The sequence below is a fragment of the Prochlorococcus marinus XMU1419 genome (genome assembly GCF_017695955.1).
Taxonomy (GTDB): domain Bacteria; phylum Cyanobacteriota; class Cyanobacteriia; order PCC-6307; family Cyanobiaceae; genus Prochlorococcus_A; species Prochlorococcus_A marinus_AD.
Genome location: NZ_JAAORO010000002.1, coordinates 241301 through 259228, shown reverse-complemented (window position 1 = coordinate 259228; position 17928 = coordinate 241301). Strand labels below are relative to the sequence as shown.

28 protein-coding genes and 1 tRNA gene are annotated in these 17928 nt (G+C 28.0%); 10 read left to right on the top strand and 19 right to left on the bottom strand.

Going from position 1 to position 17928, the window contains the following annotated elements:
• Window positions 1-576 precede the first annotated feature (576 nt).
• Window positions 577-1161, bottom strand: a complete 585-nt coding sequence (locus HA151_RS05025; protein ID WP_209106399.1) for a peroxiredoxin — start codon at window positions 1159-1161, stop codon at window positions 577-579.
• A 303-nt stretch (window positions 1162-1464) separates the two neighbouring features.
• Here HA151_RS05025 and HA151_RS05020 point away from each other — a divergent pair, with 303 nt between their 5' ends.
• The gene (locus tag HA151_RS05020; RefSeq protein WP_179850503.1) at window positions 1465-1623 is read left to right on the top strand and encodes a hypothetical protein; all 159 of its coding nucleotides are present in this window, start codon (window positions 1465-1467) and stop codon (window positions 1621-1623) included.
• Window positions 1624-1627: 4 nt separating this feature from the next.
• Here HA151_RS05020 and HA151_RS05015 read toward each other — a convergent pair whose 3' ends face one another.
• Together HA151_RS05015 and HA151_RS05010 are read right to left on the bottom strand one after the other, a co-directional pair.
• On the bottom strand, window positions 1628-1849 hold the full coding sequence (locus HA151_RS05015; protein ID WP_032521393.1) for a hypothetical protein: 222 nt from the start codon (window positions 1847-1849) through the stop codon (window positions 1628-1630).
• A gap of 59 nt (window positions 1850-1908) precedes the next feature.
• Window positions 1909-2079: a hypothetical protein gene (locus tag HA151_RS05010; RefSeq protein WP_179850856.1), complete on the bottom strand. Its 171-nt coding sequence runs from the start codon at window positions 2077-2079 to the stop codon at window positions 1909-1911.
• Between the two features lie 185 nt (window positions 2080-2264).
• Between HA151_RS05010 and HA151_RS05005 the strand changes: the two genes are divergently transcribed.
• Window positions 2265-2441, top strand: coding sequence for a hypothetical protein (locus HA151_RS05005; RefSeq protein WP_209106398.1), 177 nt, complete (start codon window positions 2265-2267; stop codon window positions 2439-2441).
• A 110-nt stretch (window positions 2442-2551) separates the two neighbouring features.
• Here HA151_RS05005 and HA151_RS05000 read toward each other — a convergent pair whose 3' ends face one another.
• Both HA151_RS05000 and HA151_RS04995 read right to left on the bottom strand, forming a co-directional pair.
• Window positions 2552-2725, bottom strand: coding sequence for a hypothetical protein (locus HA151_RS05000; protein ID WP_209106397.1), 174 nt, complete (start codon window positions 2723-2725; stop codon window positions 2552-2554).
• Window positions 2726-3062: 337 nt separating this feature from the next.
• Window positions 3063-3215: a hypothetical protein gene (locus HA151_RS04995; RefSeq protein WP_209106396.1), complete on the bottom strand. Its 153-nt coding sequence runs from the start codon at window positions 3213-3215 to the stop codon at window positions 3063-3065.
• 75 nt (window positions 3216-3290) lie between these two features.
• On the opposite strand from HA151_RS04995, the gene HA151_RS04990 reads away from it, so the two are divergent.
• From HA151_RS04990 to HA151_RS04980, 3 genes are all read left to right on the top strand, one after another.
• A complete protein-coding gene (locus tag HA151_RS04990; protein WP_209106395.1) occupies window positions 3291-3659 on the top strand; it encodes a hypothetical protein in 369 nt (122 codons plus the stop codon).
• 262 nt (window positions 3660-3921) lie between these two features.
• Entirely contained in the window at window positions 3922-4074 is a 153-nt protein-coding gene (locus tag HA151_RS04985) for a hypothetical protein (RefSeq protein WP_209106394.1), read from the top strand.
• Window positions 4071-4460 (top strand): hypothetical protein, encoded by a 390-nt coding sequence (locus tag HA151_RS04980; protein ID WP_209106393.1) that lies wholly within the window; start codon window positions 4071-4073, stop codon window positions 4458-4460. Before HA151_RS04985 ends, HA151_RS04980 begins: the two co-directional genes overlap by 4 nt.
• Before the next feature lie 23 nt (window positions 4461-4483).
• Here the strand turns inward: HA151_RS04980 and HA151_RS04975 are convergent, their stop codons facing one another.
• The 6 genes from HA151_RS04975 to HA151_RS04945 all read right to left on the bottom strand — a co-directional run bounded on the left by HA151_RS04975 (window position 4484) and on the right by HA151_RS04945 (window position 7064).
• A complete protein-coding gene (locus tag HA151_RS04975) occupies window positions 4484-4633 on the bottom strand; it encodes a hypothetical protein (protein ID WP_209106392.1) in 150 nt (49 codons plus the stop codon).
• A 603-nt stretch (window positions 4634-5236) separates the two neighbouring features.
• A complete protein-coding gene (gene clpS / locus HA151_RS04965) occupies window positions 5237-5524 on the bottom strand; it encodes an ATP-dependent Clp protease adapter ClpS (protein WP_209106391.1) in 288 nt (95 codons plus the stop codon).
• Window positions 5525-5593: 69 nt separating this feature from the next.
• A tRNA-Met gene (locus HA151_RS04960) sits at window positions 5594-5667 on the bottom strand.
• 29 nt (window positions 5668-5696) lie between these two features.
• Entirely contained in the window at window positions 5697-6179 is a 483-nt protein-coding gene (locus HA151_RS04955; RefSeq protein ID WP_209106390.1) for a tRNA (cytidine(34)-2'-O)-methyltransferase, read from the bottom strand.
• A 2-nt stretch (window positions 6180-6181) separates the two neighbouring features.
• Window positions 6182-6742: a bifunctional adenosylcobinamide kinase/adenosylcobinamide-phosphate guanylyltransferase gene (locus HA151_RS04950; RefSeq protein ID WP_209106389.1), complete on the bottom strand. Its 561-nt coding sequence runs from the start codon at window positions 6740-6742 to the stop codon at window positions 6182-6184.
• 10 nt (window positions 6743-6752) lie between these two features.
• Complete coding sequence (locus tag HA151_RS04945) at window positions 6753-7064, bottom strand: fusion glycoprotein F0 (protein WP_209106388.1); 312 nt, start codon at window positions 7062-7064, stop codon at window positions 6753-6755.
• Window positions 7065-7173: 109 nt separating this feature from the next.
• Here HA151_RS04945 and HA151_RS04940 point away from each other — a divergent pair, with 109 nt between their 5' ends.
• A complete protein-coding gene (locus HA151_RS04940) occupies window positions 7174-7800 on the top strand; it encodes a cofactor assembly of complex C subunit B (RefSeq protein WP_209106387.1) in 627 nt (208 codons plus the stop codon).
• Here HA151_RS04940 and lptC read toward each other — a convergent pair.
• The 5 genes from lptC to rpmG all read right to left on the bottom strand — a co-directional run bounded on the left by lptC (window position 7797) and on the right by rpmG (window position 11683).
• Window positions 7797-8423 carry an LPS export ABC transporter periplasmic protein LptC gene (lptC, locus tag HA151_RS04935; protein WP_209106386.1) on the bottom strand — a complete coding sequence of 209 codons (627 nt, stop codon included), beginning with the start codon at window positions 8421-8423 and terminating at the stop codon, window positions 7797-7799. The genes HA151_RS04940 and lptC overlap by 4 nt on opposite strands.
• On the bottom strand, window positions 8416-9951 hold the full coding sequence (metG, locus tag HA151_RS04930) for a methionine--tRNA ligase (protein WP_209106385.1): 1536 nt from the start codon (window positions 9949-9951) through the stop codon (window positions 8416-8418). Before metG ends, lptC begins: the two co-directional genes overlap by 8 nt.
• A 69-nt stretch (window positions 9952-10020) precedes the next feature.
• Window positions 10021-11205, bottom strand: a complete 1185-nt coding sequence (locus HA151_RS04925; protein WP_209106384.1) for a ribonuclease catalytic domain-containing protein — start codon at window positions 11203-11205, stop codon at window positions 10021-10023.
• Between the two features lie 45 nt (window positions 11206-11250).
• Entirely contained in the window at window positions 11251-11472 is a 222-nt protein-coding gene (gene rpsR, locus HA151_RS04920) for a 30S ribosomal protein S18 (protein ID WP_025923188.1), read from the bottom strand.
• Window positions 11473-11488: 16 nt separating this feature from the next.
• Entirely contained in the window at window positions 11489-11683 is a 195-nt protein-coding gene (gene rpmG / locus HA151_RS04915; protein WP_002805540.1) for a 50S ribosomal protein L33, read from the bottom strand.
• A gap of 101 nt (window positions 11684-11784) precedes the next feature.
• Between rpmG and pheT the strand changes: the two genes are divergently transcribed.
• Entirely contained in the window at window positions 11785-14229 is a 2445-nt protein-coding gene (gene pheT / locus HA151_RS04910; RefSeq protein ID WP_209106383.1) for a phenylalanine--tRNA ligase subunit beta, read from the top strand.
• A gap of 105 nt (window positions 14230-14334) precedes the next feature.
• A complete protein-coding gene (locus tag HA151_RS04905; protein ID WP_209106382.1) occupies window positions 14335-14583 on the top strand; it encodes a hypothetical protein in 249 nt (82 codons plus the stop codon).
• Between the two features lie 419 nt (window positions 14584-15002).
• On the opposite strand, the gene HA151_RS04900 is transcribed toward HA151_RS04905, so the two are convergent.
• Entirely contained in the window at window positions 15003-16013 is a 1011-nt protein-coding gene (locus tag HA151_RS04900) for a molecular chaperone DnaJ (protein WP_209106381.1), read from the bottom strand.
• Between the two features lie 146 nt (window positions 16014-16159).
• Between HA151_RS04900 and HA151_RS04895 the strand changes: the two genes are divergently transcribed.
• Window positions 16160-16339 carry a hypothetical protein gene (locus tag HA151_RS04895; protein WP_209106380.1) on the top strand — a complete coding sequence of 60 codons (180 nt, stop codon included), beginning with the start codon at window positions 16160-16162 and terminating at the stop codon, window positions 16337-16339.
• Window positions 16340-16342: 3 nt separating this feature from the next.
• Here HA151_RS04895 and HA151_RS04890 read toward each other — a convergent pair whose 3' ends face one another.
• Entirely contained in the window at window positions 16343-17173 is an 831-nt protein-coding gene (locus HA151_RS04890; protein WP_209106379.1) for a DUF4922 domain-containing protein, read from the bottom strand.
• Window positions 17174-17221: 48 nt separating this feature from the next.
• Complete coding sequence (locus tag HA151_RS04885) at window positions 17222-17605, bottom strand: DUF2237 family protein (protein WP_011862954.1); 384 nt, start codon at window positions 17603-17605, stop codon at window positions 17222-17224.
• Window positions 17606-17704: 99 nt separating this feature from the next.
• Between HA151_RS04885 and HA151_RS04880 the strand changes: the two genes are divergently transcribed.
• Entirely contained in the window at window positions 17705-17923 is a 219-nt protein-coding gene (locus HA151_RS04880) for a hypothetical protein (protein WP_025888346.1), read from the top strand.
• Window positions 17924-17928: the final 5 nt, after the last annotated feature.

Below are 17928 nucleotides of genomic sequence, written 5' to 3'. Positions count from 1 at the left end.
ACATACTATAGTTTTACTAAGAATAAAATCCATAGTGTAAAAATAATTAAAGGAAAAAGATTGTTATTCTTAGTAGCAATAAATTTAATATTTCTCTCTTTCTTAATAGCTGATTATTTATATATAAATTTTGATCTTATATTAAATTTATTTCTTGAAGGAATTAATGTACCAAAACCGGATATTCCACAGTTAAGTTTTTTAATATTTTTAATTTCTATCCTATTAATTTTTAAGAAATCTAGGTTTCTATTAAAAAAAATAATATTGGTAAATTTTATTTTGATTTCTCTCTATCTTTGGCATCTTCAAATTAATAATATTAGTGTTGACGATCAGTTTCATATTTATAGATATTTTGGTTTAAATGACTTAAATTTAATTAATGTTTTTATCCTAGTCGCCATAGAAATTTCTTTTTATACGTGGGCCTTCTTATCATATAAAACTAATTTGAGCGATTGGATTGTGCCCAAACCACAAAAAGGAGATGTTATCCCCTTTTTGAATATATTTGTTTTTTATTTTTTTATAATTATTTACTACTCAATACTTACTTAAATGTTTCTAATTCTTCTATAGCGCAGAAAAATATTCCTTACTACCTTTGGGGTCCTCTAACATTGTTTTCTCCCCGGGGGTCCAGTTTGCTGGACATACTTCATCGGGGTTTGCCGCAACGTATTGATAGCCTTGAAGAATCCTTAGCGTTTCATCAACATTTCTACCTACAGGAGCCTTGTTAACAGTCGTATGCATTACTACTCCTTCGGGATTGATAAGAAATAAACCTCTATCAGCCTCTCCATCATCATTGAGAACATTGTACGCCTGGCAAATTTCTCTTTTTAAGTCAGAAACTAACGGATAGTTAATATCACCTATACCACCTTCATTTCTTGGGGTTTGTATCCAAGCCAAATGACAGTGTTTGCTATCTACTGATACCCCAAGTATTTCCGTATTAAGTTCCGAGAAATCTTGGTATCTATCACTAAATGCAGTGATTTCAGTTGGACATACAAATGTAAAATCTAGTGGGTAAAAGAATAGAACAACCCATTTACCTCTTAGACCTGAAAGTGTAATCTCCTTAAACTCTTGATCATATACTGCTGTAGCACTAAAGTCTGGTGCTTCTTGGCCAACTCTTAAGCTCATGAAAAAATTTGTCCTTATTTAAATTATGTATGGTCTGAATGACCGTAATGAGTATTATAATTTTATTAATAATGAATTAGCAAGTTTTTTTTAAATTCAATGAAATGGAACTATTCCTTTACTAGGAAATTTACAATTTTTAATCACAATAAACTTTTAAAAAATCTCAAAAAGGAGTTAATTAAATATCCCATTAACAGGCTTGACAATAAAAATTCGAATTAAAAGAAATTTTATTTTATTTAAGATTCCTTAAAATTTGATTCTCTATAATTAGATATACTCTTTTTAATATTTTTAAATATGGCTAAATATATTGAAAGACTAAAGGAAAAAGTTAAAATAAAAAAAATTGATTCTAATCAGCCAATTGGAGCTTGGATTTTCGTAGTAATTTTGAATATAGTTGGATTTGCGGGTTATTTTTACTTAAAGGTAAATCATATACAACTAGGTAGTTAAAAACTTATCTTATTTCCTTTTTAATTGAACGACAAAAATTTTTTAGTCTTTCATTTCTCGTTAAGTCAGGTAAAGTCCAAATTGATTCTGTCTCAGGTAATGGATCTTTGCTCCATTCTTTAAATTCTTCCATTATCGAAGCATTATTTAATTTTGATGTATACTTTTTTCGTTTTTTTAAATATTTTCTTATAACTGTGAGATTTGCCTCAATATATTCCCTCATAATAAATACCTAGTCTTATATTAATTTATCATCTTGCAAGTATTACTTTAAAAAATTAATTAGACATTTTGAACTGCTTGAAAAAGTCCAAAAGAATAACCTCCTATTAGAATCCAGCCAAGTACGCTTGATATTATTGTAGATCTTCTATTATGTCTCCTTAAAGCTGATTCAATCATTTCATTAACTTCATCTCTGTTAAGGTATTCTTTATTGGAGTTTTTTTTCATTTTTTTCTTTTTACGATAAACGAATTTATAAGAAAGTGAGCTTTAGATATTTTCTTATAAGTAAAAGTTTTATTTTTGATCATTTTATAAATATTTTTTATATTTAACATAAAATACAATATGAAATTTTTAGGATTATAAAATAAAATATTTAAATTGAAGGATCATAGTTTTTTGTACAAACAATGAATATTAATGATAAATCTGTTTTAGAAATGCTTAATAAACTTATTATTATTAATAGGCTAAATAAAAGTCAAATTCTTCAAATGGTGAATTTAGTTTCAATATCAAATGATATCAATGATTTAAAGGATAACTTGAAATGGGAAAGTTCTAAATCATTTCATCAAAATATTTAAAATACATAAACTCATTGCTTGATAATTATGTATTCTTGAAATTTACATAAGAGATACCTAATAGTTAATTGAATTAATTAAGAGTTTTATAAATAATTTATATAAGCTATTCAAATAAATTTTTGATAGTAATTATTCTTATAAGAAACTTGCTCTTGATTACTATAATTAAGTGTTGTTTTCTTATCCTTGCTAAATGATTTAATTAATATTGTAGAAGTGATTATTATTATTAGTATTATTAGTAAATCTCCAACAGTAATCCCTCTCTCCTTTAAATTCATGATAAAACATATATTTTGTTTAAATATAGCTTTTATTATTTAATAAACTAATATTTTTTACAAACCTGCTAAAACACATATGAAGGAAATATAAAAAGAATATAAAAATATTGAGCTTATAACCTTTTTAGTCATATAAAAAAAATAGATGAATTCATAATATGGAAGTCAAAAAAAATATTAGTAGTTCAAAATCTCCTAATTTTTTCTCTAACGAGATGATTATCACAAGAAAATCACTTAACGAAAATCAACTCAAATTTACTTATCAAAAACAGTTAATCTCAGATCTAGATAATAAGCACAAGGAATGGTCAAAATCGATTAACAGTAAATTTTAAAAGCTTTCGTTTATTATATTTAAAAGTTTATTTCTTTTAATTGTATTTTTTTCTTCCCAATTAAGTGTTGCTTCATCATTAATGATAGGTTTTGCTTCATAAGCTAGATACCAAAGAATAAATCCGACAGGAAATAATAAAATATGCATGGCAAAATTAGTTGACTTAAATAAAATATAGTGCAACACTTATAATGTGCAAGTGTGACACTAATTTTTTTAATTATGCCCTCTCCGAGGAAAAGGATTGGTTTTTTGCCAAGTGAAGAAGTACATGAAATTATTGAAAAATTGTGCACAGCTAATGAAATTAGTCAGTCAAAAGTCACAGGTTTATTGGTAGAGGAAGCGTTGAGGTCTCGAGGTGTGTTAAAAGAATCATATGGTAAAAAACTCAATGAAAAAGATGATTTTATAAACTTTTCTTTTGATCATGAAACAATTTCTGAAAATAAAAAATCTCCACTTAATGTGGACGAATATGCAGTTAATAAAAAAATATTATCTGACGATATCAAAATGATGCATGAATTTATTGAGTTTAAGTATTTTAAGAAAGTTATGAAGCGAAATAACAACATTATTGATAAATAGTGTCACACTATTAATTTTTATATGAGAATTCTTTTCAATGGAATTTAGAAATTAAGCAGATAAATATTTCTGAATATTTCTAATCAACTTTTTAAAGAAGGATCCAAAATAAATTGAATCTTTAAAAATTCAGCGGACTAAATCCTCGTGGAGATATGAACCTTAGCCCGCTTTAAAAAAATAGCAATAAAAAAATATAAATACAATAAGTATTTAAATTTACTTTTGATTTAAAATTGGAAAATAAAAACTTTAAATATAAATGGCAGTAAGTGAATTTAATGAAGATACACAGGATCAAATATGTGATCTTCTTGAAAATCTTCAGCAAATAGATAAACTTAAAAATAAAGATATACGAATCTTGCTTGATAAGATAGTTAGAAAATATGGAGGAAAAGTAGTAAATAAATGAAACGCCTATTAATCCCACTATTAGTTTTGCTTACTTTACCAAGTGTTGTAAAGAGCTCCCATTTAAATAATCAGAGAGAACTTATAGTCACCTCAGAAAGCACTAGGGAATCAATCGAGTTGGCAAAATACCTAAAAGATAATGGTGTAGTTAAATATTCAGCATATTGGTGTCCCAATTGCCTTAATCAAAGTGAATTATTTGGTAAGCAAGCTTATAGAGAACTTAATGTAGTTGAATGTGCAAGAGATGGCATAAACAGTCAAACTCAATTATGCATTGATAAAAAAATTAAAGGGTTTCCCACATGGGAAATAGATGGAAAACTAATTTTAGGTGTACTTTCACTAAAAGAGTTATCAAAGTTGACTGGATTTAAGAATTAAGGAAAATTTAAGATGATTAATGGCTAGATATTCAAGGTTATTTCTTGAGTACCTTTCATACATCCTCCAGCTGGATAGTTAATTACTTTTTTTGATATTAATCCAATACTTAAAGCAACTATTCCAATACCAAATAAAGCTCTTGATCTTTTGCTTGAGATGAGATACTTCATTGGGTATTTATAAGTATTAGATAGTAGGTAAAATTAAATTATAACTATGTTTTTTTAATAACATAACAAGAAACCCTGAATCTATAATTTTTTAAATAAGTTTTAGATATTAGATATCTTGATAATCCTTAATCAATAAATGCTTATATATCTTTTTTTCAGAATTTTTAGTTTGTATTTGACAATCTTTTTAAAATTAAAATTAGCTTATATTTTTTTTGAAAAATAAAGAATTTAATGTGACTCAAGGAATGGCTTTGTTATTTTTGAAGCCATTAAATTTACCCGCCAACTACGTCCTAAATAAAATAATTTATATAACTAATCCTGTATACACTTTTGGATACTAATAGTCTTCCCTAACTGGTTTAGTTCTCCTCCTAACTTGAGCGATTAACTTTCTCCATTCATCTCTAGCTTTATCAACTTTAAGTTCTTCTATGTTTGTCATAAGAGATGTTTCTTTTCATAAAACCCAGAATTCTTAAAGAGTCAATAAACATATATTAAAAAATATATCTTTATTTTGATTCTTCTTTGAAAACCTTTACCTTTGAACGATTCGAATTTATAAGCCAAAAATTTCTGTTAATCTTAATTATTTTAAGTTTTCTCAATTGGAGCCATTGTTAATCCTTCGCTGAATAGTTGCTCATGATATAGCTCTGCCTGTTCAAAATTACCTCGCCAAACTTCCGCCGAACCTGTCTTGTCAACTTTGATGGTTAGATCCCATGCCTTTTTTTCACTCATGCCTGGGATTATCATAAGAAGACAATTTGCGACATGTTGAAAAGTATTAAAACTATCATCAAGAACTATTACCCTTGCTTCTGGATATTTTGCTTTAGATTTCTTTGGATCTAAGACTGTACTAAGTGAATTAAACATTATTTGTCTGTAATTGTTTATGTCAGTTAAGAATTTCTTCTAAGTTCTTCAATCTAAAAATATTTAAAATGTCTCGAGCGTGACTTGAACACGCGACCTGCGGGCTATGAATCCGCCGCTCTAACCAGCTGAGCTACCGAGACATGGGAATATTGTAAGCCATTGGTTGTACTTAATTACCATTTTGAAAATTTATTTGTTTGTAAGCCTCATATATGGCAATTCCACATGCGACAGAAAGGTTTAGACTCCTAACACCTTTTTGTTCATTGTTTCCAGTTTGTAAATTCGGCATAAATATTGATATTAAAAAGTCGCTTTTATCAATAATGCAATCTGGTAATCCTGAATCTTCTCTCCCAAAGAGCAAAATATCATCCTGCTTAAATTTAAAATCTTTCAAATAAATCCCATTTTTTTTACTGAAAGAAATAATTCTTTTTGATAATTTTGAAGTTAAAAATTTATCAAAATTTTGGTACTTATTAACAGTTACAAGGGGCCAGTAGTCTAACCCTGCTCTTTTTAAATATTTATCTTCTAGTTTAAAACCTAAGGGTTCTATAAGATTTAAAGATACGTTAAATGCAGCGCATGATCTGGCAATATTACCAGTATTCTGCGGAATTCTTGGTTCAAAAAGAGCGACTTCCAATTTTAAGTAGGTATTTCAATACTTATTTCATCTATTTTGATTGCTCTACCGTTTATTGCAAGCCAATTATCTTTTGATATTTTGGTTATTCTTTTTTGAAGCTCGCCGATTCTTTCAATATAAGTATTACCAATTTTATATTCTGAGACCAAACTCCAACCTACTTGTTCTCCAACAATAAAAGTTATACTTTTTCTTTTCATTAAGTTACTAATAAGTAAATTCATTTTTGTTAACCATTCATTTTGTTCCTTTTCAATACTTTCCATAACGAATCCTCCAATCGAATCTATCAATAATGGACCTTCGTCTTGCCTCAATGTATTTAAAAGATCTGTTGTTTCTATTAATTTCCAATCTTTTGGCCTTCTTTTTTGATGTAAATAAATTTTATCTCGCCAATCTCTATCATCCACATTTTTTTCAGATAAGGCTACGTATGATAATTTTTTTACCTCCTTTGCCAGATACTCTGCTAATTCACTTTTGCCACTCTTTGTACCACCTGTAATAAAAATTACATGAGGTGAATAATCACTAAAACTTAAATCCTCAGCATTCATAAATTCTCTATTATTTAGAGAAATACCACCATGTAGCTAAAGGAATAATTGTGGCAGCAATTAACAAACCAATAACAATATAAGTAGCAGTTGAACTCTCAGTATCTTTTGATCTCATAGTGTTAAAATTTGGATCCACTACAGGATTGTCAATAGAGGAAGGCTGACTTTTCTCGTAATTTATAATAGTTTTTTGTTGTGTGACAACAAATAGTTTATTTATATTGGTCATTCCTTCTGCATATGAAGTTGTAGGAAGAAGGAAGAATATTAGACCTGCAATGATTGTAGAAAATAGATATCTATTAATTTTTAATTTCATATTGGAAGGTTTTGGTCAATTATATATTAAAAACTATATGTTTGAGTATGATTAAAGTATCTAACTAATATAATGTTTGCATAGATTAATTAGAGTTAATATTTTATAAATGGGATTTAATGGAAAATCTTTGATATTAGTCGGTACAATTCTCTTTTTTTTTCAGTTAGCAAATTTCTTTTCAATAGAAATAATTACACCTGAACTCGAAAGGGCACAAGTGCTAGCTGCAATAGCATCACTGATTATCATCTTGATAGGTTTCTTATTTAAACAATTTGAACCTTTAGCTGGTATAAAAGCTAATCTTAAAGGAGAAAATAACTTCTACTACGACAAAAATATGTCGGATGAAGTTATTAACGAACTTGCATGGGGTTCTGAAGCTATACTTACTTCTACTGCCGCAGCATCAATATTAATACATAAAGAAGGAGAAAACATATTAAAAAGAGGAATAACTTCAAGTAATGAGTTTACTCCTGGAGAAACTTGTCTTAGATCAATAAAAGATATGAAATTAATATCCTTAGCGAACACGAAGTTTTATCCTGGGAGAGATGAATTTGTTAACTTTTGTCCAAATATCCCATCTATTTTGATTGTACCTATAAATAAGAAATCTTTTATATTGATTGGAGGTTGGAGTCCAAAATGTTTTACTAAGTCGGACGAAAAATGGATAAATAATTGGTCAAGAAAAATTAATAATATTTTTTCAAAAAATAATATTTAAAAATATATTTTTGAGCGAACTCTTTTATCTTTTGCCTTAAAAGTTACAAAGTCTTTATTTATATTATAGTAAGCATTTTCTGAGTTTATTTCATATCTTTTTTCATCATAATTATCCTTAATAATATATTTAACAGGATTAAAAAATTCAATAATATTATTTTTACCCAAAATTGCTTTATTCGAAGACAGTTTAATATTTTTATTTTCAAATCTAACATTACCAATTAATTTATACTTCGATTCATTAATATTCCAAATTAAATAATCTCCGTACAAATAATCATTATCTTCATTAATACTTCTTAATTCTACGTTTCCATTCAGTTCTACAATCTTATTATTATCTGACAATGTTGACGAATCAGAATTAATAATATATTTGATATTTTGACCTTCAAATATACTGATAGTAGTTTTTTTTAAATTGAATTCTAGTTTAACTTTATCGTAAGTAGAATTAGGACTAGTAATTGAGTATATTTTATTTCCTTTATTAGAGAAAATATTCATATTTAAACTATCTATTTTTTTTAAAAATGTTTTATTGTCTTCAATTACATTTGGAGAACATCCAAGAATAAAAATTGGAAAAAAAAATATTAATTTATATATGTTATTCATACTCAAGTTTATTTATTATTGGAGTTGGTTTAGGGAGGCTTGAATCACTAATTAATAATCCCCATTTTAATTGTTGTTCCCAAGAAATTTCATTTAAGTATATAGAACCAAGTTGTTCATTTATTTTTGATGATAATTCAGGCAGTAAAGGTAATAATAATAATCCTATTATCCTTGTACTTTCTAAAACGTTGTATATTATTTCCTTAACTAATGGCAAATTATGTTTTTCTTTAACTAACAACCATGGTTGATTATCATTTAGATATAAATTTGTATTAATTGCTAGGCTGAGGACTTCATTAGCTGCAAGATCTAATTTGTAAATATCAAAATTATTCATATATTTTTCTATTGCAATTTTTGAAAAATCTTTTAATTTATTGTCATCTGAGATCTTTTCAATATTTGGCACTTTATTATCAAACCATTTTCTGGACATAGATGAAGTTCTATTTAGTAAATTACCAATTGTATTAGCTAAGTCGTTATTGATAATGTCAACGAATCTTTTGCTTTGAAAATCCCCATCATTACCAAGTGATATATCTTTAATTAGATACCACCTAACAGGATCTTTTCCGTATTTGGAGAGCAATATGTTAGGGTCGAGTACATTTCCTAAACTTTTACCCATTTTTTGACCCTCTCTGGTTAGAAAACCATGTCCTAAAACTTTTTTTGGTAATTTCAATCCCGCTGAAATGAGCATTGCAGGCCAATAAACAGCATGAAATCTTAGTATATCCTTACCAATTAAATGTACATCAGCTGGCCAACCTCCATTAATTGATTTTTCTAATAGATAATCTTTTTCTTTAGAACTAATAGCACTTACATACCCAAGTAAAGCATCAAACCAAACGTAAAAGGTGTGATTTTCGTGGCCTGGGACAGGAATACCCCATGAGACGTTTGTTCTAGAAATTGAAAAATCTTTTAAACCTCTAGAAACAAAATTAATAATTTCATTCCTCCTTTCAATTGGCTCAATGAATGAAGGTTCGTTTATTATTTTTTCGACTTGCTTTTGGTATTTAGAAAGCCTAAAAAATAGATTCTCCTCATTTTTCCATTCTAGTTTTTTTTGATGTATTGGACATTTATATGTTGCTGAGTTTTCTGGATTATCTTTAAATTCTTCACAACCAACGCAATACCAACCTTTTTGAACTCCCATGTAAATATCATCTGATTCTTTCACTCTTTCATAGAATTCATTAACAACTAACTCGTGATTTCTGGAGCTTGTCCTTATAAATTTATCAAAGGATATATCCCAATTTATCCAATTTAATTTAAAGATTTCTGAAATCTCATCACAATGAGTTTTTGGTTCAATTCCCTTTTGATTAGCTGTTCTCTGGATTTTTAATCCATGTTCATCAACACCTGTAATGAAAATAACATCTTCACCTTTAAGCCTTTTATATCTGGATATTGTGTCACAGATTATTGTTGTATATACACTTCCTAAGTGAGGCTTATCATTCACATAATATAAAGGTGTTGTAATGACAAAACTCATAAAACGTTTTTATTAATACTAACAGATATTTTTTTCAAACAATTATTGAGTTATTTAATAAATTTTTGATTAATAAATAAACTCTAAAAGATTATTATCATTAATACTATATTTGACTTTATAAACTTTATTGCTATACAACTCTATTGATACAAAAAGTGTTATTAATATTTCTAGTGAATACTCTTCAAAATAAACTAGTGCAATATTTCTTTTATAATTTATCCACTTAACAAAAATAATTTTATAAAAAGGTTTATTTTCATTCATAAAAAATAATGATAGATGTTTTAATTTATCATTTTTTAATATATTATTATTTTCTACTTGTCTATTTTTAGAATAATCTATTATTTCTGAAATTGAATTAAAACTCAGAAATTCGTAGTTGTTAATTTTGTTATATACCTGTCTTTGTATTATTAAATCTAAATATCTTCTTAGCGGTGAAGTACATTGTACGTACATTTTAAGACCAAGTGACTCATGCTTATCTGGCACAGTTGTAATATAACTTCTTCCCATATATTGTTTTAATATTAAATACTTTATTTTACTATCTTTATATCTACCTAGTATTTCGTTTGGATTGCAATTTATTTTTTGAATTCTAAATGCGGCCGCTAAATTATATTTATTTATAAATAAACTTGTTACGTATCCCATTAATATCATTGATTCAGCAACAATAATTTGTGATATTGTTTTCTCTAATTTATTTATTATAATTTTATCCTTATACAATTTAATTTTACTATTAGGATTATCAAAAATAATTGCACCTTGTTGTTTTCTAAATTCAATACTTTTTTCTAATAAATTTTTAATTTCTACTAATTCACTTTCTTCTTTAGGTTCTAGTTCCAATATTTCATTGGCATCTTCATATGTTAATTGGTATTTCGGTTTTATAATTGCTTCCAATATTTCATAATTTTGTATTGAACCATCGTCATTGAATTCTATTGATGCACTAATAGTTTCTGAAACTTTATTTTGAGCTAGATTTGCCTTTTCAAGAATATCATTAGGTAGCATTGGGACATATTGATCAATTAAATATAAACTGCTATTTCTCTTTCTTGCATTTAAATCAACATTAGAGCCATGTAAAAAGAGTTTGCATGGATTACTAATATGTATCCATAAATTTTTTTTATTTCCTTCTCTTATTTCTAGTGAAATAGCGTCATCAACTTCATGAGGATCATCAGAGTCAATAATATATGTTTTTAAATTAGTTAAATCTTTCAAATATTTGAGATATTAATTATAGTGCCAACTATATTCAATATGGAATTATCCTTCAGGATTTACGAAGGGTAAAAGAGCTACAATTCTGGCTCTCTTTACAGCTAATGTAAGATCTCTTTGTTGCTTAGAGGTTAAACCTGTCATCCTTCTTGGTAGGATTTTGCCCCTCTCAGTTATGAATTTTTTTAGTAGTTCTACATCCTTATAGTCAATAGGATCTCCAGGTTTGATAGGTGATAATTGTTTTTTAAAAATTGAATTAGCCATGGTTTAACTTGATTTTTTACTTAATTTCTTTGTGAATTGTCATTCTGTTTAAATGAGGATTAAACTTTTTTAGTTCTAATCTTTCAGTTGTATTCCTACGATTCTTTTCAGTAGTATATCTTGAGACACCATTTGATCTCTTAGGATCTGTGCTTGTCCTAGCTTCAGTACATTCCAGGGTCACTACAACTCTTGTCCCTTTTTTGGCCATTTTAATTAATACTTTAATGTATAATTTTCTATTGTACATCTTCAACAAACTTTTTTGAAGATATACTCATTTCTTTTATCATCATTGATTAAAAAATATATATGAAAGTTTCTCAAAATTGGTTGAATAATTTAGTAGAAATTACTTCTACTCCTGAAGATCTCTCTGAGAAATTGTCTATTGGTGGATTTGAGGTTGAATCATTAGAAGATTGTTCAAAAAATGTGAATGGTGTTGTTTTAGGGAAGGTATTATCTGTTTTAAAGCACGAAGGATCTGACAAACTTTCAATTTGCCAAGTCGATATTGGTAATTCAAAGAATTTACAAATTATCTGTGGTGCACGCAATATTAAACCAAATATTTATGTTTATGTTGCTACTGTCGGCGCGAAATTAAATGCTGTTGATTTAACTATTAAAAGAAGTGAAATTAGAGGTGTTATGAGTGAAGGAATGATATGTTCATTGCAGGAACTGGGTTTAGAGGATTCTAGCGAAGGGATAGAGATCATTGATGAAGATTTAGCCTTAAAACATGAATTGGGTGCTCCTGGGGCTGATTTGCTTCAATTAAATGATTTTATATATGATTTAGCCATTACAGCTAATAGACCTGACGGAATGTCTGTTATGGGTATAGCCCGTGAAATTTCTGCCCTTCTAGAATCCACCTTAAATTTTCCAGAATTAAACCATAAATACAATATTCATTTACTTAAGGGAATTAAACTTTGTCCAGAGGCTATAGAATCTAATTGTATTTACACAATAAGCTGCATTGATGGAGTAAATGGAGAGAAATTATCGCCAAATTGGCTTAAAGACCGTATAGAAAAGTCAGGTATAAAATCTATTAATCTTCTCGTTGATTTGACAAATTATATTCTTTTAGAACAAGGTCAACCTTTGCATGCGTTTGATAAAGATAAACTGTCAAACTTAATTGGTAAGAAAGTTTCTCCAGATGATTTCTCTGTAAGAAAAGGCAAGGATAACGAAAGCATTATTTGCTTAGATGGCAAGGAATATGACTTAAATGACAATATTACAGTTATTACTTGTTGTGATAAACCTGTAGCTATTGCAGGAGTGATAGGAGGTTTAGAGACTTCTGTAACTAATACTACCTCATCTATTTACCTTGAAGGCGCTGTTTTTAATCCAGTTACTATAAGAAAATCCTCAAAGGCGGTTGGCATAAGAACAGAATCTAGCAGCAGGTTTGAAAAGGGGATTTCATCAAAAAATACAATAAGTGCAGTAACAAGGGCAATTAATCTTTTAGAAGAATATTTTTCTATTAATTCACCAATCATCAATACTTCCAATTTAATAAGTAATGAGGATATATTTATTAAACTACGAAGAAATCGAATACATAAAATTCTTGGTCCATTAATAATTAACGATCAATTGGAAAAAAGAAATTTATCTGATAATGAAATAGTTGATAAATTAAAACTTATAGGCTGTACTTTAAAGAATAAAGAATATGGCTGGGATGTAGCAGTAATTCCTAATAGATCACACGATTTAATAAGAGAAATAGATTTAATTGAAGAAATAGCGAGATTAATAGGGTATGACAGATTCGACTTAAAACTTCCTAATCCAATTAAGCCTGGAAAATTGTCATCAGAACAGTTGGCATTGAGAAAAGTAAAAAACTGTTTTGTAGAAAACGGTTTTAACGAAGTACTAAGCTATTCTCTTGTTCCTGAAGATGACGAAAAACTTATAAAGATTTCTAATCCTTTGTTATTAGAAACAAGCTGTCTTAGAGATAATATCTGGAAAGAGCATTTGGAGATAGTGAACCGTAATATAAAAGCTGGACAAGCAAGTTGTTATATATTTGAAATTGGAAATATTTTTCATGAGAAAACTAAGTTTATTCAAGAAGAAGTTCTGAATGGTGTAATTTATGGAAATAAAAAATTTGGAAACTGGTTACATTCGGGTAAGGATAACGATCTTAATTATTATCAGGCCAGAGGAAAGTTAAAGGAGGCTTTATCATCATTGAACGTAAAAATTGAGGACAAACCTACTGAATCAATTGATTTTCTTCATCCAGGAAGAACAGCAAAATTAGTTATTGAAGGGAAAGATGCAGGTTATTTTGGTGAAATACATCCCAAATTAATATTAGAAAAGAAGTCATTAAAAAAAGTTTATCTATTTAACATAAATGTTTCTAACCTCTTGGCAGCTAGTACAAGAAAAAATAAATGGATTCCAATATATAAGCAATACCCAATTGTCCCGAAAATGGAAAGGGATATAAATTTTGTTTTCAGTAAGAAATTTTTAATTAGCGAAATAACATCACAGATAAGAAAAACAGGAAAAAATCTCTTAGAGGATGTAAATTTACTTGATGTTTTTGAAGATACTAAATTTGGAGATGATCATATTAGTTATACGTTTAGATTATCTTATAGAGATAAGGATAAAACTTTACTGGACTCGGACATTACATCAATACATTCAAATATCATTTCTAATGTTGAAAAATCTTTTAATACTAAATTGAGGGATTAATTGTATTGTTCATCTTATTTGAGACTATAAATTAGTCTAAATGTAATTCTTATATAAGATAAATAATAATCCTATAAAACTAATTAGTGTTGTAAGATTATTATCATGATTAACTTTCTATCTTTTCTTCTGTCTTCAGTGCTGTGGGTACAAGTCCCTCAGTGGTCAGATGATTGGTCAAAATGTGCTGTCGACATACCAGATGCTTCATGTCATTGGTATATAACTGCGCCAGATAATACTTTTGGGGATGGATTTGATTGGGCTAGCGCTCCTTGGTTTGATGCTAACGGATTAAGTGATGTCCCTAGTATTGATAAACAAACTGCCATTGAAAAGCTCCAATCTAGATAGTACTGTCTTTAAGGCAGTACAGGAGATCATAAAAGCCTTTTATAGCTTAACTTTTTAGTCCTTATTAATTTCTTGGACATTTAAAGGACATGATTTATTGATTTTTTATTCATTTTTTATTTTTTCCGAGCATTAAGCTGTTTGGGCATGATTCGTTCAAGTTGATTTATTACTTTATCTTATTTATCTATTTTGAGACTATATAATAGACCCATAATAAGTCTCGTATAAGAAATACTATACAAGAATTTTTAAAAAGTGAATTTTAATTTAATTTTCATTTATACATTATTATTCTATTTCATTAATTTGAATAATAATAATAAATTACTTATGAAGATCAGATATGATACTTCTTGACTATCTTATCTAAGACCATTAATTAGACTCAATATTAGTCTAATTTGAGAATAGTTATACTAATTTCTATATAGATTTTTTAGCAATTGATACGCTTCATTTAATTTTCTCATTTGATCTGTTGATCCACCAGCATCTGGATGCGTCTCTAAAGCTATTGATTTATAGGCCTCCCTAATTTTACGCAACGTATGAGCTGATCCTGCGGATGTTGATAAATTCAATAATTTAAGTGCTCCATATACTGTCATTGTTGAGTCCAAAGTTTCAAATGAATTTGATCTGTTATTTCGCTTAAATCTACTTACAAACCTTCTCACAAGAGTTGGTATCCTATTAATTAAATCTGATGTAGCAAAAGGGTCTTCTAAAACGCCAATCATTAATAACACAATTTCAAGGGATGGATTTTTCTTTAACCAAAATGGGCATAATTCTGACATTAATTTATTGGCTGCACTCCACGTAAAGGGTAGATTTTCAGTTCCATCAAGATTTGGCCATATATCCCTTTCAAACCAATCCATTGATGCTTCTACTACATGGTCATTAGGAACTGATCCATATAGTGTTTTCCAATGACTAATTAACTCAATTCGACATTTCATTAATTCAGTTTCTTTGATTGTATTAATTTGAATATCATTAATATTCTCCTTTAATTTTTCACTATTAATACTTCTTCTTAGATTCTTTACTTTTTTTTCAACGAAATTTGGAAGGCTTATATTTGAGTTGGCTGTTTCTTTATATTGATTGTTATTTGTAGATCTTTTATTTAAAGATATCTCATTAACTTCTTTTTTTACGTCTGATTTAATTAATACCAATGCAGTATCTTCATCAATATTTAAATTTTTATTAGTATTCTTATCGTTAAAGTCTATTTCTTGCTGTTGGTTTTTAGGTAGTAAATCATCTTCTTGAAGAAGTTCTTTAAGTATCTTTTCTATTACAGGTCCTCTTGCTCGAAATCCCCACTCTTTTCGTAATTGATCAAACCTGGAAATTAGTTCCTCAGGTAAATCAATTGAAATTCTTTTTGTATTTGAATTTTCAGGACTATTCAATAATATTTTCTTGAAGAGTATGGAATTTATTTAATTTTATTCAAAAAATATTGAAAGTCCATAAGGAATATTGTTTTTAAATTAAAACCAATTTATTTTTTCTGTCACAAGTCAATTAAGTATCTTTTTATAATAATAATAAAAAAATGTTTAATTGTTATTCCAAGTCATCTAAAGAAAAAAAGAGTTTTTATCAACACAAGAAATTAGAAATGCTCAACTATATTAAGGATTCACTTGAACGTAAAATTGCATCAGTAACAGCATCTATAGAAGTTCTAGAAAGCCAAATAAGCAGGGATAAGGAAGTTGAGGTAACTAATTAGTATTCAAACAAAACTTTCTAGAAGTTTTTCAGGGCCAAATTTCTTTAAATAATTAATATTTGAATTTTCAGTTACTAGTAGATATCCTGCAAATCCTAAACCGTTAATACTGAAACCATGAATATGATCATTTTTTCTTTTTATGATAGCGATCCATTTATTAGTTATTAAAATATTGTAGGGACATATCGGTTTCTTATCACTAATAGGATCCCCAAGTCCCAATTTCTTGCATAATTCTAAGTAAAACTCAAAAAGACATGATGGATTTTCTAAAAAATCAAATTTGGATACAATAATATTTTTTTTAAGCTTACTATCTAGATCTTGATATGAGTTCATCTCTAAAAACCACTTTTCTCTAGGGCATGATATCTCACCTTTAGATCTACGCAGAAGTTGAAAATGCCTGTGAGGTTGACTTGCTCCCGCAATTGGAGAACTATTGAAAAACCATAATCCACTAGTATCATTATTAACTTGTTGGATCGCTCTCCAATCTTTAATATCCAACCATCCATTTTGAGGTTTCCATTTATTTGTAATAAGTAAAATATGACCTTTTTGTACAGGGTACTTATTTAATATTAGTTGATGATTATCACCAATTTTATCAATTTCTAGTATCTTTTCCCAAGGACAAAACGGATTTTGCTTAGGACCATAAATTTTTTTTTTAATAAATTTTGAAGTATCGAGTTTCCTAATTATGAAGTCGTCTTTTTCATATAAATCTCTTGTAATAATATCAGTTTTGAGAGGATATAAAGATTCATCATCAATTGATAATCGAGTTTGTTCTAATGCTTTTTTCCAATATCTTTCTAAACTCATTAAAAAAAATTTATCATAACCATTTTAAAAAAAAAAATAAACTTGTAATTACTTTTTATTAAATTGATATTCTTTCAATTTTTCAAGAGGTACTGATTCTAAGACTACAATATTAGTTGATTCTAATATGACTTTTGGTGCAAGACCGTCTAATAATGCTTGCTTCCACCTATCAAGACAAATACACCAATGATCACCATCCTTTAGTCCTGGGAAGGAATAAATAGGCATAGGAGTAATTAAATCATTACCTTGTGATTTACTATATTTCAGGAAATTATCATCCATCACACAACATATGGAATGATTCCCTCCATCATTCTTGTCATAGTTGCAAAATCCATCCCTGAACCACCCTGTCATAGGTGCGCAACTACAAATCTCAATTTTTTCTCCAAGGACATTTAACTGATTTTGATTATTTATGTTCATAGATTTTTTTAATAATAATAAAACACCAACATTTCTTTAAAAAAGGTTGACGAGTATGGGGGGTAAGGAGGTAATAATTCTAATAAGGTTTTTTTCATTATGGATTGGGACTTTACTGAAAACATAGCATTTAAAGCTCTTTATGAAGCTTTTAAAGATAGTGATGAAACTTCCGCATTAGAATTTTTATCTAGTGATGGCGCTTCATATTATCTTGAGTTAACACAGGACGCGGCGGGTGAGGGACTTGATTTAGGTGATAATGAAACGATGGAAGAACTTCAAGAAGAAATTATTGAATATTTAGAAAATAACTAAAGATT